At 62.5% G+C, this 15383-nt stretch carries 12 protein-coding genes and 1 pseudogene; 5 read left to right on the plus strand and 8 right to left on the minus strand.

The window, feature by feature from the left end:
- Both BN1128_RS21280 and BN1128_RS21285 read right to left on the minus strand, forming a co-directional pair.
- A pseudogene (locus BN1128_RS21280) lies at nt 1-235 on the minus strand (hypothetical protein); the annotation flags it as partial.
- On the minus strand, nt 232-1878 hold the full coding sequence (locus BN1128_RS21285; protein WP_042872552.1) for an NAD(P)-binding protein: 1647 nt from the start codon (nt 1876-1878) through the stop codon (nt 232-234). The gene BN1128_RS21285 and the pseudogene BN1128_RS21280, both read right to left, overlap by 4 nt.
- A 352-nt stretch (nt 1879-2230) precedes the next feature.
- Between BN1128_RS21285 and BN1128_RS21290 the strand changes: the two genes are divergently transcribed.
- Nucleotides 2231-4039, plus strand: a complete 1809-nt coding sequence (locus BN1128_RS21290; protein WP_042872553.1) for an MOSC N-terminal beta barrel domain-containing protein — start codon at nt 2231-2233, stop codon at nt 4037-4039.
- Nucleotides 4040-4240: 201 nt separating this feature from the next.
- Nucleotides 4241-5953 (plus strand): methyl-accepting chemotaxis protein, encoded by a 1713-nt coding sequence (locus BN1128_RS21295; RefSeq protein WP_042872555.1) that lies wholly within the window; start codon nt 4241-4243, stop codon nt 5951-5953.
- Nucleotides 5954-6027: 74 nt separating this feature from the next.
- Here the strand turns inward: BN1128_RS21295 and htpX are convergent, their stop codons facing one another.
- The 5 genes from htpX to bioB form a co-directional block, all read right to left on the minus strand.
- Nucleotides 6028-6900 (minus strand): protease HtpX, encoded by an 873-nt coding sequence (htpX, locus tag BN1128_RS21300; RefSeq protein WP_042872557.1) that lies wholly within the window; start codon nt 6898-6900, stop codon nt 6028-6030.
- A gap of 113 nt (nt 6901-7013) precedes the next feature.
- Nucleotides 7014-7694: a dethiobiotin synthase gene (bioD, locus tag BN1128_RS21305; protein ID WP_042872560.1), complete on the minus strand. Its 681-nt coding sequence runs from the start codon at nt 7692-7694 to the stop codon at nt 7014-7016.
- Between the two features lie 153 nt (nt 7695-7847).
- On the minus strand, nt 7848-8687 hold the full coding sequence (gene bioC, locus BN1128_RS21310; protein WP_042872579.1) for a malonyl-ACP O-methyltransferase BioC: 840 nt from the start codon (nt 8685-8687) through the stop codon (nt 7848-7850).
- Nucleotides 8680-9897: an 8-amino-7-oxononanoate synthase gene (bioF, locus tag BN1128_RS21315; protein WP_042872562.1), complete on the minus strand. Its 1218-nt coding sequence runs from the start codon at nt 9895-9897 to the stop codon at nt 8680-8682. The genes bioC and bioF overlap by 8 nt, the downstream gene beginning before the upstream one ends.
- On the minus strand, nt 9894-10994 hold the full coding sequence (gene bioB, locus BN1128_RS21320) for a biotin synthase BioB (RefSeq protein WP_042872563.1): 1101 nt from the start codon (nt 10992-10994) through the stop codon (nt 9894-9896). Before bioB ends, bioF begins: the two co-directional genes overlap by 4 nt.
- Before the next feature lie 192 nt (nt 10995-11186).
- Here bioB and bioA point away from each other — a divergent pair, with 192 nt between their 5' ends.
- Complete coding sequence (gene bioA / locus BN1128_RS21325) at nt 11187-12461, plus strand: adenosylmethionine--8-amino-7-oxononanoate transaminase (RefSeq protein WP_042872566.1); 1275 nt, start codon at nt 11187-11189, stop codon at nt 12459-12461.
- A 135-nt stretch (nt 12462-12596) separates the two neighbouring features.
- The gene (locus BN1128_RS21330; RefSeq protein WP_042872567.1) at nt 12597-13412 is read left to right on the plus strand and encodes a HAMP domain-containing protein; all 816 of its coding nucleotides are present in this window, start codon (nt 12597-12599) and stop codon (nt 13410-13412) included.
- Here BN1128_RS21330 and BN1128_RS21335 read toward each other — a convergent pair.
- Nucleotides 13409-13759 (minus strand): hypothetical protein, encoded by a 351-nt coding sequence (locus BN1128_RS21335; RefSeq protein WP_082030500.1) that lies wholly within the window; start codon nt 13757-13759, stop codon nt 13409-13411. The two genes, BN1128_RS21330 and BN1128_RS21335, sit on opposite strands and share 4 nt — an antisense overlap.
- Before the next feature lie 182 nt (nt 13760-13941).
- Here BN1128_RS21335 and asnS point away from each other — a divergent pair, with 182 nt between their 5' ends.
- On the plus strand, nt 13942-15342 hold the full coding sequence (asnS, locus tag BN1128_RS21340) for an asparagine--tRNA ligase (protein WP_042872569.1): 1401 nt from the start codon (nt 13942-13944) through the stop codon (nt 15340-15342).
- The last annotated feature ends 41 nt before the right edge of the window (nt 15343-15383 follow it).

The following is a 15383-nucleotide window of genomic DNA, read 5'->3' on the forward strand; positions in this document are numbered from 1 at the left end:
CCCCCGCCTGCAAGGCACCGTGCACAGTCCCGGCCGCCCCCCCTTCGCTCTGCATCTCCACGACTGTGGGGATGTTGCCCCAGAGGTTGGTCTGCCCCTCGTCCGCCCAGGCGTCGGCCAGCTCGGCCATGGTCGAGGAGGGGGTGATGGGATAGATGGCGCACACTTCGCTCAGCTGATACGCCACCCGGGCCGCGGCTTCGTTGCCATCGACCATGATCAGTTCATGTTTCATTGGGACTCCTCTGGTTGGCGCAGCTCGATGGCATGACAAGGGCATTGATCGTGACAGGCGCCGCAGCCGGTGCAACGCGCCGCATCCACCCGATAGCCGTGGCCCGGCCCCAGCTTCTCGATGGCCTGCTCGGGACAGCTGCCGTAGCAGCCGTCGCACTCGAAGCAGTTGCCGCAGGAGTAGCAGCGCGCCGCCTCGTAGCGGGCGGCCACCTCATCCAGCCCACCGATGATCTCGCCAAAGTCGTCCCGTGCCCACGCCGGTTTGACCGGCTGGCTGCTGGCAGGGGCGTGAGTCTGGAACCAGAGTTGCAGCTGCTCAGGCCCCACCAGCGGGTAGGAGAGCGGTTTGTGGTAGTGGCGACCGCGCAGCCAGGCATCCATGTGGCGCGCCGCCTTCTTGCCGTGGCCGGTGGCTATGGTGACGGTGCGCTCCGAGGGCACCATGTCGCCGCCGGCAAACAGACCCGGCACATCCGTCATCAGGTTGTCGGCCACCTGCACCACACCTTCCTGGTTGATCCGGACGCCGGGAATGCTCTCCAGCACGCTCAAGTCCACCTCCTGCCCCAACGCCAGAATGAGGGAGTCCGCTTCGAGGGTTTCAAACTTGCCGGTGGGCACCGGCTTACCCTGCTCATCCAGCGCCATCACTTCCACTTCGATGCTGGTGTTGTCGAGCTGGCGGATGCTGCGCAGCCAGTTGATCTTGATCCCCTCCTCCTCGGCCTCAAGGGCCTCGAAGGCGTGGGCCGGCATATGATCCCGGTCGCGGCGGTAGATGATCATCGCCTCCTCCACCCCGAGGCGGCGGGCGGTACGGGCCGCATCCATGGCAGTGTTGCCGCCACCGTAGATCGCCACCCGCCGTCCCAGTTTGGGGGGCGGCAGTCCCTGCTCTTCGGCCAGACTGGCCTGCTCAAGGAAACTCACCGCATCGAGGATCTTGCCCGCCTCCCGGGCCGGAATATCGACCCGCTTGGCCAGATGGGCGCCGATGGCCATAAAGACGGCGTCAAACCCCCCTTGATCGCGGGCCTTGAGCACGTCTTCCACCTTGTGATTGAGAGTGAGGGTGACACCAGCGGCCAGGATGCGGGCCACTTCCCTGTCCAGCACATCGCGGGGCAGCCGGTAGGCGGGAATGCCAAAGCGCAGCATGCCGCCGGCGAGCGGGCCCGCTTCGCGGATCTCCACCTGATGGCCGAGCCGGTTGAGGTGCCAGGCGCAGGAGAGACCGGAGGGACCGGCGCCGACGATCAGCACCTTCTTGCCACTGGCGGGCGCCGGTGGCGCAGGCTGCCAACCTTTGGCCAGCGCCTCGTCGCCGAGGAAGCGTTCGATGGCGTGAATGGAGACGGCATCATCCACCTGGGCGCGGTTGCAGGCGCTCTCGCAGGGGTGATAGCAGACCCGGCCATGAACGGCGGGCAGCGGATTTTCTTCGATAAGCGTCTGCCAGGCCGCTTCAAAGCGGCCCGCTTCGGCCAGGGCAAGCCAGGCCTGGATGTTCTCGCCGGCCGGGCAGGCGTGGTTGCAAGGTGGCAGGGCCGGCCGCCAGACAGGTAGCCGAGTACGGACCGGACCTGTTCCCGTTTTCTGGGAGAGATCCGGCTGTGGGGTCATATCCAGTTGTTTGCTCATACATTGCTTTCTTCTTTTTGTGTGACAGGCCCCATCCGATGGCACTTGATACCGTTTAGCCGAAGCGGACGGTGGCCGGAGAGGGAAGAAGCGAAAGCGTTAGAAACTGGAAGCTGTCTCGATAGTGGACTGATTTTTGTACTGATTGACGGATCAGGATCAAATAATGTTGCACTTTATGGGGTATGGAGAACAGAACGTGACCCCTGTAACATCTTGTCCGATTGAAGATGTGATTGGGTTGAGCATGTCACACCTTCGACAACCGGCGCAGCACACTGCAGAGATGGCTGCCACGACAGTCACAGCGCTCTTCCCCTTGTTAACACAGGGCACTTCACAGGATCAGGACATGCCAACACTCGACAGCATTCATCTCTACCCCATCAAATCAACGGCAGGCATGCCACTGACTCGCGCTCTGGTGACCGAAGAGGGATTGCAGGGAGATCGCCGCTACATGGTGGTCAAACCGGACGGCACCTTTATCACAGCCCGTACCCATCCCCAGCTACAGCAAGTAGTGGCAACCCCCATAGAGGGCGGCTTGCAGTTGCGCTATCCGGGATTTGAACCGCTTACCCTGCAAGAGGCCGACTTCAGTCGCACCCCGCAGGCAACCGGTGTCTGGAGCGACCGCTTTACCGCCCTGCATACCGATATGAGCGCCGATGCGTGGCTGAGCAAAGTGGCAGGGGAAATGGTAGAGCTGCTCTGGCTTGGCGAAACATCAGACCGCTTTCGGGAGAAGACCGGCACCCGGGTCAGCTTTGCCGACGGTTATCCGCTGTTGCTCATCAGTCAGGCCTCGCTTGAGGATCTCAACCTGCGCTCCGATGCCCTGCACCAGATGAGCCAGTTTCGCACCAACCTGGTGGCGAGCGGCACTCGTCCGTTCGAGGAGGACAGCTGGGTACGCATCCGTATCGGCGAGGTGGCGTTTCAGGTGGTCAAACCCTGCAGCCGCTGCATCATGACCACGGTGGAAGCGGGCACCGATCGCTTCAATGCCCTGAAAGAGCCGCTGGCCACCCTCACCCGCTACCGCCGTGGCGAGGATGGCGAGGTCTACTTTGGTCAGAATCTGGTGGCACTGAACGAGGGCTGGATTGAGGCGGGCAGCGAGATAGAGGTGCTGGAGACGACCCGTCCCCTCGTCTACCCCAATGCGGCGCCGAAGAAGCGGGAGCTGGTCTGCGTCGCCCGCGAGCCGCTGGCACGGGATCTGGAGACCTTCTGGTTCGAAGCGGCAGATGGGGAGCCGCTGCCCGACTATCTGCCGGGCCAGCACCTGCCCATCAGTCTGGATATCAAGGGCGAGCGGTTGCAGCGGCGCTATACCCTGAGCTCAAGCCCGGATCTGCCGGAGCGCTACAGCATCAGCGTCAAGCGCCTCGGTGAGGGGCGCATCTCCCCCTGGTTGCACCAGCAGCTGCGGGTGGGCGATACCCTGTTGGCATCCGCCCCGGCTGGCGAGTTTCACCTCGGCACCGAGCGTTCTCTGTTGCTGCTCTCGGCCGGCTCAGGTGTCACCCCCATGCTTTCCATCGCCCGCACCCTGGCCCTGCGCGGGGAGCTGGGGGATGTGCACTTCATGCACCTGTGTCGCAGCGAGGCCGATATCCCGGCCGCCGCCGAACTCTACGCCATGGCGCAGCAGGGGATGGCGCTTACTCTGATCCTGAGCCAGCCCGATGGCCACTGGCAGGGGCTGAAAGGGCGCCTCTGCGATACCCATCTGGCCCAGATCAAGGGGCTGCTGCAGCGGGAGGTGTTCCTGTGCGGCCCCCACGGCTTTATGGCTGATGCGGCGGCCAGACTGGCCGCCCTTGGCGTGCCCGCCAGCCAGATCCGGCAGGAGAGCTTCGGCGGCGCCATCCTCTCGGTGGCGCGCCCCCACCAGGTGATACGGCTGCGCATAGGTGAACTGGCCTTTGCCGGCAACAATCAGGGCACCATACTGGATCAAGCCCACAAGCAGGGAGTAGAGCTGCCCTGGAGCTGCCGCGCCGGCATCTGCGGCAGTTGCAAGCAGACCCTCGTCTCGGGAGAGGTGGATCACCCGGATGCCCCGGCCATCACGGCTGCCGAGCGCGCCGAGGGCAAGATCCTCACCTGCTGCGCCGTGCCGCTGACCGATCTGGTGATCGGGCCGCGATAATCCTGCGGGCCGGGAGCATGGCATCGTTCATGCTTCCCGGCCCCTTCCTCAAGCCCTTTTTCCCTTTTCTCGTCACTGCCCGCCAAGCTTGCCGAACCCGACCCCTATACTCACAGCAACAGCAATAAAACCTCACAGAAGTACCGGCCTTCGCCGTGTGACAAAGGGGGTTGCTCTGGTCAGAATAAGGATGCTCAAACCATGGAACAGAACAGACCCGCCTTTCAACTCAATCTCTTGCTTTCCGTTGTCACCTTGATCCTGCTGTCGCTGGTATTTTTTGCCTACAGCTGGTCAGGGACACAACTCGAACAGAGCTATCAGCAACGCTATCAATCCTATCTGCTGGCCGATGAACTGCGGCAATCCTCCGATGATCTGACCCGGCTGGGTCGTACCTATGTGATCACCAAGGATCCCGCCTACGAACAGCAGTACATGCGGATCCTGGCCATTCGCAACGGTGAACAGAACCGGCCACAAGGCTACAACCGCATCTACTGGGACTTTGTCGCCGCCAACGGCCAGAGCCCGAGACCCGACAGCAATCTTCGTCGTGGCCTCATCGATATGATGAAGGACGCCGGCTTCACCGACGGGGAGCTGGCCAAGCTCAACGAGGCCAAGAACAACTCGGATGCGCTGGTCAACACAGAAGTGGCGGCCTTCAAGCTGGTGCAGCAGACGGACGGTGATCTAGTCGCCAACCAGCAAAAGGCCATCGCCATGATGCATGACAAGGCCTATCACCAGAACAAGGGACGCATCATGTCCCCCATAGATGACTTCTACGTCATGATGGAGAACCGTACCCAGCAGGCGGTGGACGATGCCACCAGCCAGTCCTCCATGTTGCGTTACCTCTTCATCGCCCTGGGTCTGGTGTTGATGTTCTTCCTGTGGCGCACCTACAAGGCCCTGCTCGATCTGGTCGGCACCTCGGTCAGCCAGCTCAGAAGTGATCTCGGCAGCCTGGCGCAGGGGGACTTCTCGCGCCAGATCCATGTGCCGAGCGGCGCGAAGGAGAGCCTGATCGGCCTGCTGGCCACCATGCAGTCCACCCTCAAGGGGATCATCGCCCAGGTCTCCCACTCCACCGAGGAGCTGTCGGGATCGGCCGACAGCATAGCCCAGATAGCGGAGCAGACCGCCCAGTTTGCCACCTCCCAGCAGACCAGTACCCAGACCATGGCAGCGGCCATCGAGGAGCTGGTGGTGAGCATCAGCCACCTCTCCGACAACGCCACCCATGCCGACGAGTTGAGCAAGGTTTCCGCCAATACCCTGGAAGAGGGATCCGGCGTCATCAAGCAGACTCTGGACAGCATACAGAGCATCTCGGACACCGTATCCAACGCGGCCAGCAGCCTCTCCGAGCTCAACAGCCACACCCAGCAGATCTCGGACATCATAGAGGTGATCCGCGGCATCGCCGATCAGACCAACCTGCTGGCCCTCAACGCAGCCATCGAGGCAGCGCGGGCGGGTGAACAGGGACGGGGCTTCGCCGTGGTGGCCGACGAGGTGCGCAACCTCGCCAGCCGCTCGGCGGCGTCGACCCAGCAGATCACCGGTATGATCAGCAAGATCCAGAGCGGGGCGGATGCCTCCATCCGCAGCATGGAAACCACCGTCAACAACGTCTCCCGCGGCGTGAGCCTGGCCAATCAGACCGGCGAGGCCATCGCCAGCATCAAGAGCCACGCCGCCAACCTGACCGGCTTGATGGGGGAGATAAGCCACACGCTGCGCGAACAATCCACCGCCGCCAACGAGGTGGTCTCCACCGTCGGCAACATCACCTCCCTCTCCGAGCAGTCGGGGGACGCGGCCCGCCATGTATCGCAGGAAGCCGCCAAGCTCAAGCAGCTGTCGCGGCTGCTGCGCCAGGAGATGGGCCACTTCAAGCTGTGACCCGATGGCACAAAGCAAAACGGCTGCCCAAGGGCAGCCGTTTTTTATGCGGGTGTGTCACTCGGGCATAACACTCAACCGCGCAGGGCAGCAATGCGCTGCTCGATGGGCGGGTGGCTCATGAACAGCTCGCTCACGGAGCGCTTGCCGTTGATGCCAAAGGCCATCATGGCACCTTCCATCTGCGGCTCGGCCCCGCGGGAGAGGCGCTGCAGTGCGGCAATCATCTTGTCGCGGCCGGCCAGCTTGGCGGCACCGGCGTCGGCGCGGAACTCACGCTGACGGCTGAACCACATGACGATCATGGAAGCCAGCACGCCGAACAGCATCTCCAGCACGAAGACGGTGATCATGTAGGCAAAGCCACCCGAGCTGTTGCTCTCTTCGCTGTTGTTGGAGCTGAAGAAGTTGCTGATGACACCGGCCACGATACGGGCGAAGAACATAACGAAGGTGTTCACCACCCCCTGGATCAGGGTCAGGGTCACCATGTCGCCGTTGGCCACGTGGCTCACTTCGTGGGCCAGCACGGCTTCCGCCTCGTCCCGGCTCATGCTGTAGAGCAGGCCGGAGGAGACGGCAACCAGCGAGTCATCGCGGCGGGCACCGGTGGCGAACGCATTCATCTCGGGGGAGTCGTAGATCCCCACTTCCGGCATCTTGATGCCCGCTTCACGGGCCTGACGGGCCACGGTACTGACCAGCCAGTGCTCGGTCTCGTTTCGGGGTTGCTCGATGACCTGGACGCCATAGCTACGCTTGGCCATCCACTTGGACATCAGCAAGGAGATAAAGGAACCCCCAAAACCGAACACGGCACAGAACACCAACAGACCGGAAATGCTGGACTTGTTGATCCCCAGAACCGAGAACAGGATATTGAGTACCACCCCCAGCACCAGCATGACGGCCAGGTTGGTCACCAGGAATAGCATAATTCGCTTCATATTGACTCCTTGTGAGATATGGATGCGTGGCCCCGCACAGCTTAACTGCCAGCCGGGACCACACCTGCCCAACATAATAGATAGATTCGATGAATGTTCGCTGAATGTCGGCCTCAGAGCAGGGGCGAAATGTCGAGACGCCCGCGCAGATCGGCCTCGAGCGGATTGTTTACAAAGGGTATTTCACCCAAAAATGGGGCGGGCAGCAAGCCCCTCAGCGTGTCTAGGTTCTCTTGGTAGTGGCTCATGGAGCCGTGCAGCCGATTCATGACCCAGCCCGCCACCGGCAGATTGTCGTTGCGAATGGCGGCGAAGGTGAGCAGCGCATGGTTGAGGCAACCCAGCTTGGCCCCCACCACCATGATCACCGGCATGTTCTCCTGCTTGACCCAGTCCGACAGCAGGTGCTTGCGATCCAGCGGTAAAAACCAACCCCCGGCCCCCTCCACGATGATGAGTTCGGCGCCGGCCTGCTCTATCTGGCGCAAACCATCGGACAAGCCCTTCAGCGTGATGGCCTCACGGGCCTCGCTGGCGGCGATATGGGGCGCGATGGGCGGTTCAAAAGCGAACGGATTGACCAGATCGTAAGGCAGCGACAGGCTGGCCGCCTCTTGCAGCAAGACGGCATCCAGGTTGCGCAATCCATCCGGGGTGCGAGCACAGCCAGCGGAGACTGGCTTGTAACCAGCGCACTGAATGCCATGGGCGGCAAATTCCAGCAACAGGGTGCGGGCGACCAGCGTCTTGCCCACATCGGTATCTGTGCCGGTGATAAAGAAGGATTTAACCATGATGACTCCTCAACACAAATCAGGCGACAGCCCGCCGTTTATAGGGGCAGATCACCTGCATATCAAGTATCCAGGACAGAAGATAAGTTCAGCCCGACTTGTTCGCACATTGCGTCCCCCGGACAGACCCGGCAAGGGCCGACTCAGGCCAGCTTATCGGCGGATCAGGCGCCCCAGGCACACCTGATAGCTGGCGGCCAGCAGGCCATCCGGCTGACGGTAGGCTTCATAAGCCTCCGTCAGGCGCTGCAAGCGCTGCCGGCTGCTGAGGCCGGACTGGCGCTCGTCATTGATCTGGCTGGCCCCTATCCCCTTGAGATCGCGCAGCAGACCGTTCAGTTCGGGATAGGCGAGCGACCAGGTCAGGCTCTCGAGGCGAGGGGCGGTGAAGCCCCCTGCGGCCATGGCATCCTGCAATTGTGGCAGGCTGAGGAAGCGATTGACATGGGGACTGTCGTCAACCGTGCGCCAGGCCTCACGCAATTGCCAGAGCGAATCCGAGAGCAGGGTCGAGAACAGCAGCTGACCGCCGGGTTTGAGCACCCTATGCAGCTCGGCAAAGGCCTGCGCCGGGCGCTCGCACCACTGCAAGGCCAGGCTGGAGAAGACCCAGTCCAGACTCTGATCGGCAAAGGGCAACTGCTCCGCATCGCCGCACACGAGATGAGCGCCACTGCCGCGCAGGGCGGCCTGGGCCAGCATGCCGGGGGCGAGATCCAGCCCGTGCAGCCGGTGACAACGGCGGGCCAGGTGCGGCAAAAAGAAACCTGTGCCGCAGCCCAGATCCAGTCCTGCTCCCGGCAAGATATCTGCCAAAGCATACTCTTGCCCCCCATGACCCAGCCCCGATGCAGGCAAGGCGTCTGGCATCCGCTTGAGCAGCGCCAGCCCCACCTCCTGCTGAAAGCGGGCGTGGGCATCGTAGTGGTGGGCGGCGGCGCCGAAGCGACGGGCCAGCTGGGCCTTGTCGACCGACTGGAAACGCTCATGCATGGCGAGCACCTCTCGGATCTGCGGCATCCTCATTGCCGCTGGCCGACAGGGTGCAAGGGCCGAGGGCATAGAGCAGGCGATCCACATCCTGTTCACTGTGGGCCGCACTCAAGGTGATGCGCAGCCGCGCCGTGCCCACCGGCACTGTCGGTGGCCGAATCGCGGTGACCCAGAGCCCTAATGCGCGCAGTCGTTCGGCCAGCTGCAGGGCGGCGGCACTCTCTCCCACCAGCAGCGGCTGTATGGGGGTGAAGCTCGCCCCAAGCGGCCAGCCAAGGGCGGCGGCGCCCTGCCGAAAGCGGGCGATCAACTGCTGCAAGTGGACTCGGGCCTCATCGGCGGTGCGCACCAGCGCTATGCTCTTGCTCACGGCGCAAGCCTGGGCGGCAGGCATATGGGTGCTGTAGACATAGTGGCGGGCAAAGTTGACCAGGTATTCCACCAGCTCGCGGCTGCCCCCCACGAAGGCCCCGGCGACGCCAAGCGCCTTGCCAAAGGTCCCCATCTGGATGTGCACGCTGGACGGAGCAACCCCCTGCGCCGCCAGGGTGCCGCGCCCTTGTGGCCCCAGCACGCCGAGGCCGTGGGCATCGTCGATCATCAGCCAGTTGCCGCTTTGAGCTGCGAGTGTTGCGAGCTCGCGCCAGGGGCCCTGATCCCCATCCATGCTGAACACCCCTTCCGAGACGATCAAGCCCCGGTTTGGCTCAAGTTGACGCTCAAGGGCCGCTATGTCGTTGTGACCGAAGCGCTTCATTCTGCAGGGCAGCTGGCTGCCCATCTCCTGCAGGGAGGCGTGGTTGAGCCTGTCCTGCCACAGCAGGTGCTCCTTGCCGAGCAGGGCCTTGAGCACCGCCTGATTGGCGGAAAAACCGCAGTTGAACAGCAGCACCGCCTCCACCCCGAGCCAGTCGGCAAGCGTCTCTTCCAGCTGCTGGTGGGCACGGCTGTAGCCTGTCACCAGGGGCGAGGCGCCAGCGCCCGCACCATGGCGGTCGATCCCCTCTTTGAAGGCGGCCTTGATGGCGGGATCATCGGCGAGCCCCAGGTAGTCGTTGGCAGAGAAGTTGAGGTAGTCGCGGCCATCGACCACCAAGCTGGCACCCGTGCTGCCATCGGTAGCAGTACGGCGACGCAGCAAGGCGGCCTGCTCGCGTCCGGCCAGGGCCTTACCCAGACCAAAAGGGCTCGTTACCACAGGGCTCTTCATGGACGCGCTACGCCGGCACGGGGACGGGTGGCATCGTAAAACATCTCATCCGGCTCACTCTGACGGCTCACCTCGGCCAGCAGCTCGGCTTCCAGTTCCAATGTCTGAACCTGATCCGGCTTCTGGGCCCGCTGGGCCGGGCGAATGCCGAGCCGTTTGAACAGCTGCATATCGCTGTTCTCATCGGGGTTGGGGGTAGTCAGCAGTTTGCAGCCGTAGAAGATGGAGTTGGCACCCGCCATAAAGCACATCGCCTGCATCTGCTCGTTCATCTTCTCCCGCCCGGCGGAGAGGCGCACATGGGAGGCCGGCATCATGATCCGCGCCACGGCTATGGTGCGGATAAATTCGAACGAATCGAGGTTCTCTTCGTTCTCCAGCGGCGTGCCCTTCACCTTGACCAGCATGTTGATGGGCACGCTCTCCGGGTGGCGCGGCAGATTGGCCAGCGCCATCAAGAGGCCCGCCCGATCCTTGGCCTGTTCGCCCATGCCGACGATACCGCCGGAGCAGACCTTCATGCCGGCGCCGCGCACGTGTTCCAGGGTATCGAGCCGGTCCTGATAGGTGCGGGTGGAGATGATCTCGCCGTAGAACTCCGGCGAGGTGTCGAGGTTGTGGTTGTAGTAGTCAAGGCCCGCCGCGCCGAGGCGAGCGGCCTGATCGGCGGTGAGCATCCCCAAGGTCATGCAGGTCTCCATGCCCAGCCCGCGCACCTCCTCAATCATCCGGATGACGTAGGGCATGTCTTTTTCTTTGGGGTTGCGCCAGGCAGCCCCCATGCAGAAACGGGACGAGCCGTTGGCCTTGGCTTCACGGGCCCGTTCCAGCACCTTCTCCACCTCCATCAGCCGCTCGGTCTCGAGCCCGGTGTGATAGCGGGCGCTCTGGGGGCAGTATTTGCAATCCTCCGGACAGGCACCCGTCTTGATGGAGAGCAGGGTGCTCACCTGCACCTCGTTCGGGTCGAAATGAGCGCGGTGTATCGTCTGAGCCTGGAACAGCAGATCGTTGAATGGCAGGGCAAACAGGGCCTGAACCTCGGATAGGGTCCAGTCGTGACGAAGGGCGTGGCCGCCCGCGGTGTGAGCATTCATACATGGCTTCCGGTTGTTATAAGTGGGATCCTGCGCCCGCCATCCTGGATGGCCGAGACCCGGACCCGCCACTTTGCTCCCGCGCCATCCAGCGAGTAAGGAGCCAAGTGGCTGAAATTGTTGGCTAGTGTAGAGAGCGCGCGTAGACTGTCAACACCGACCAGATCAAACCAATTGACAACAGAACACATAATGAACAACCAAGAATTCGACTTGCACCATGTCTGGCACCCCTATACCTCTCTCACCCATCCCCTGCCCTGCTATGAAGTAGCCAGTGCCAAAGGGGTAAAAATCACCCTCGCCGATGGCCGCGAACTGGTGGATGGCATGAGCTCTTGGTGGGCCTGCGTTCACGGCTATCAGGTGCCGGAACTAGACGCGGCTGCCACCGCCCAGCTCGGCAAGATGTCTCACGTGATGTTTGGCGGCCTGACCCATGCCCCGGCCGTCGAGCTGTGTCGCAGACTGGTTGAGATAACCCCGGCCGGACTGGATCGAGTGTTTCTGGCCGACTCGGGCTCGGTGGCGGTGGAGGTGGCACTCAAGATGGCCCAGCAGTACTGGCACGCCAGAGGCGCGCCCAGAGCCAAGTTCCTCACCCTGCGCGGCGGCTATCACGGTGACACCTTCGGCGCCATGAGCGTCTGTGACCCGGATGGCGGCATGCATGAGCTCTACAAGGGATTCCTGCCGGAGCACCATTTCGCGCCGGCACCGAGCTGCCGCTTCCACGCCGAGTGGGATGAGCAGAGCGTGGTGGAGCTGGCCACGCTCATGGCTGACCACCACCAGGAGATCGCGGCCATCATACTCGAGCCCATAGTGCAGGGAGCGGGCGGCATGCGCTTCTACCATCCACGCTACCTGCAGTGGGTGCGCGCCCTGTGCGACGAGTTCGGCGTGCTCTTGATTGCCGACGAGATCGCCACCGGCTTTGGTCGCACCGGCCAGCTGTTTGCCTGCGACTGGGCAGGGATCAGCCCCGACATTATGTGTCTGGGCAAGGCGCTCACCGGCGGCTATCTGACGCTCTCTGCGACCCTGACAACCGAGCATGTTGCCCGCACCGTCTGTGACGGCAAGGCCGGCGTCTTTATGCACGGCCCCACCTTCATGGGCAATCCACTCGCCTGCGCGGTGGCCAACGCCTCCATCGACCTGCTGCTCGCCTCGCCCTGGGCCGAACGGGTACAGGCCATCGAGTATCAGCTCAAAACCGAGCTGGTCGAACTGACCCTCAACCCGGCAGTGGCCGATGTGCGGGTACTCGGCGCCATCGGCGTGGTAGAGATGAAGGAGCGGGTGGACGTGGCCCGCATCCAGCGCAAGTTCGTCGAGTTGGGGGCCTGGATCCGGCCGTTTGGCAAGCTTGTCTACCTGATGCCCCCCTTCGTCATCACCCCCGAGGAGCTGAGGGTATTGACCGGCGCCATCAATGAGGCCATCGCCAGCGGCGAATTCTGAGCCTGAATGAATAGGCCCTGCATGAGAATGCAGGGCCTTTTGACTCTTTTTCATCAGAATGTGAGCAAGGCACCAGACCCGAACGGCCGAGGCGAGTAGACTGCGCGGGTTTTACCCAACAGATGTACCGTTCCCATGCGCCTCTCCATTGCTGCCAAAATCAACTTCTTCCTGCTGTTCATCTTCTCCATGGTGCTGGTCTTCTCCTCGGCCTATCAGGCCGTGCGCGAGCGCGATCTCATCCTGACCCTGATCAAGGAGCAGAGCCGCGAGCAGACCGAGGCCTATTTCGATGGCCTCAACATGCTGATGCTGACCGGCAAAATGGATGCCCGCGACACCTTGCGAAACAAGTTTATCGAGCACGCCCATGTGGAAGATGCCCGCATAGTGCGCGGCGAGTCGGTGAGTGCCCAGTATGGGGCCGGTCACGAGAGCGAACAGCCCAAGGACAGATTCGATGAGCTGGCGCTGGCGGGCAAAGGCAGCCTGGAGGTGGTGCACGACGGCATGCACAGCAAGCTAGTGGTGACCCGGCCGCTGCTGGCCAAGAAGGATTTTCGCGGCACCGACTGCACCAGTTGCCATTTGGTGCCGGAGAATACCGTGCTGGGCGCGGTGCGCTTTGACTACTCCCTCGACACCCTGTTCACCCGGGTCGAGCAGAACATTCTCACCTCGGCGCTGAGCCTCACCGTCATCTTCGGGCTGGGCCTGCTGCTGACCCTCTGGGTCATCCGCACCTGGATAGTCCGCCCCCTCAACCAGCTGACCCGCTCCATGGAAGAGGCCACCGATCTGCACGACTTCGGTCATCGACTGGAAGGGGATGAAGGGGACGAGATAGGTCGGGTCGCACTGGCCTACAACCAGATGCTCGACAGCGTGGAGCGTCAGCTGGGCAAGCGCCCCGCACCTCGCCCGGAGAGGGACGAGAAAAAGAAAGATTAGCCCCTGTAGTAGAACAGCAGGCTGGCGATGAGGATCAGCAACAAGATGGCCAGATGCACCAGGCCGACATCCTCCCGACGACGGCAACGTTGCCGCTCGAACAGCAAGACCACCAGGGTCAGCACAGCGCAACCCCAAAGCCCGTGCACCAGCCAGGGAGTCAGCACGGGATCCCAGCTCTGGCGTACCTTGACCCCGCCATAGATCAGAAAACCGTAGGCAGTCTGTGGCCGTGCGAAGTGATAGAGGGAGAGCAAGGCGATGAAGCCGCCCCAGCAGAGGATCACCAAGCCCTGCAGCACCCGAGTCAACCTGTCAGGTCCATGTCGCCGCTCTTTCATGCCCATCCCCCACCCAAGTGGCCCGCTCATGAGGTGATCCGGGCACAAAACCCCTCCAGAGTCCGACATTTTTGCTTGTTTATCAAACCCGCGCGGGTAAGATTGACGGCTTAGTCTGCCATGATGGGCCTATCAATGCCCGGGCAAGACCCATAGCGCTGCAAGAACAAGCTGGAGACAATATTTCGATGACGCACGCATCCGTAGTAGATGTGCTGACCGGTAAATATGCGGTTGGCACCACCCAGACAGTAAAAGGGTGGATCCGGACTCGCCGTGATTCCAAGGCGGGAATCTCATTTTTGGCCGTATCCGATGGCTCCTGTTTCCATCCGGTACAGGCGGTTGTCCCCAATACCCTGGCCAATTACGAGAATGAAGTGCTGCGTCTGACCACCGCCTGCTCCGTGGAAGTGACCGGTGTGGTTGTCGCTTCCCAGGGCAGCGGCCAGGCTTTCGAGCTGCAAGCCTCCGAGGTCAAGGTCGTAGGCTGGGTCGAAGATCCGGACACCTACCCCATGTCTGCCAAGCGCCACAGCATCGAATACCTGCGCGAGCAGGGTCACCTGCGTGCCCGCACCAACGTGGTCGGCGCCGTGACCCGGGTGCGCAACTGCCTGGCTCAGGCCATTCACCGTTTCTTCCACGAGCAAGGTTATCTGTGGATCGCCGCCCCGCTCATCACCGCCTCCGACACCGAAGGTGCCGGCGAGATGTTCCGCGTCTCCACCCTGGATCTGGAAAACCTGCCGCGCACCGATGCCGGCAAGGTCGATTACGACAAGGACTTCTTCGGCAAGGAGACCTTCCTGACCGTGTCCGGTCAGCTCAACGTCGAAACTTACGCCTGCGCCCTCTCCAAGGTCTACACCTTCGGGCCCACCTTCCGCGCCGAAAACTCCAACACCAGCCGCCATCTGGCCGAGTTCTGGATGGTTGAGCCGGAGATCGCCTTCGCCAACCTGGAAGATAACGCCGCCCTGGCCGAAGCCATGCTCAAATACGTCTTCAACGCCGTGCTGACCGAGCGCCGCGACGATCTGGAGTTCTTCGCCCAACACATCGACAAGGATGCCATCGGCCGCCTGGAACGCTTCGTCTCCTCCGACTTTGCCCAGATTGACTACACAGATGCCATCGAAGTGCTGGAAAACTGCGGCAAGACCTTCGAGTTCCCGGTCTCCTGGGGCATCGATCTCTCCTCCGAGCACGAGCGCTATCTGGCCGAGGAGCACTTCAAGTCTCCTGTGGTGGTGAAGAACTACCCGAAAGACATCAAGGCCTTCTACATGCGTCTCAACGATGACGGCAAAACCGTTGCCGCAATGGACGTACTGGCCCCCGGGATCGGCGAGATCATCGGTGGCTCCCAGCGTGAAGAGCGTCTGGAGGTGCTGGATGCCCGCCTGGCCGAGATGGGCCTGAACAAGGAAGACTACTGGTGGTATCGCGACCTGCGCCGTTACGGCACAGTCCCGCACTCCGGCTTTGGTCTGGGCTTCGAGCGTCTGGTGGTCTATGTGACCGGCATGGGCAACGTCCGCGACGTCATCCCCTTCCCGCGTACCCCGCGTACCGCCGAGTTCTGATTACTACCACTTGCCGACAAAGCCGACCTCAGGGTCGGCTT

The organism is Aeromonas piscicola (genome assembly GCF_000820005.1).
Classification (GTDB): Bacteria; Pseudomonadota; Gammaproteobacteria; order Enterobacterales; family Aeromonadaceae; genus Aeromonas; species Aeromonas piscicola.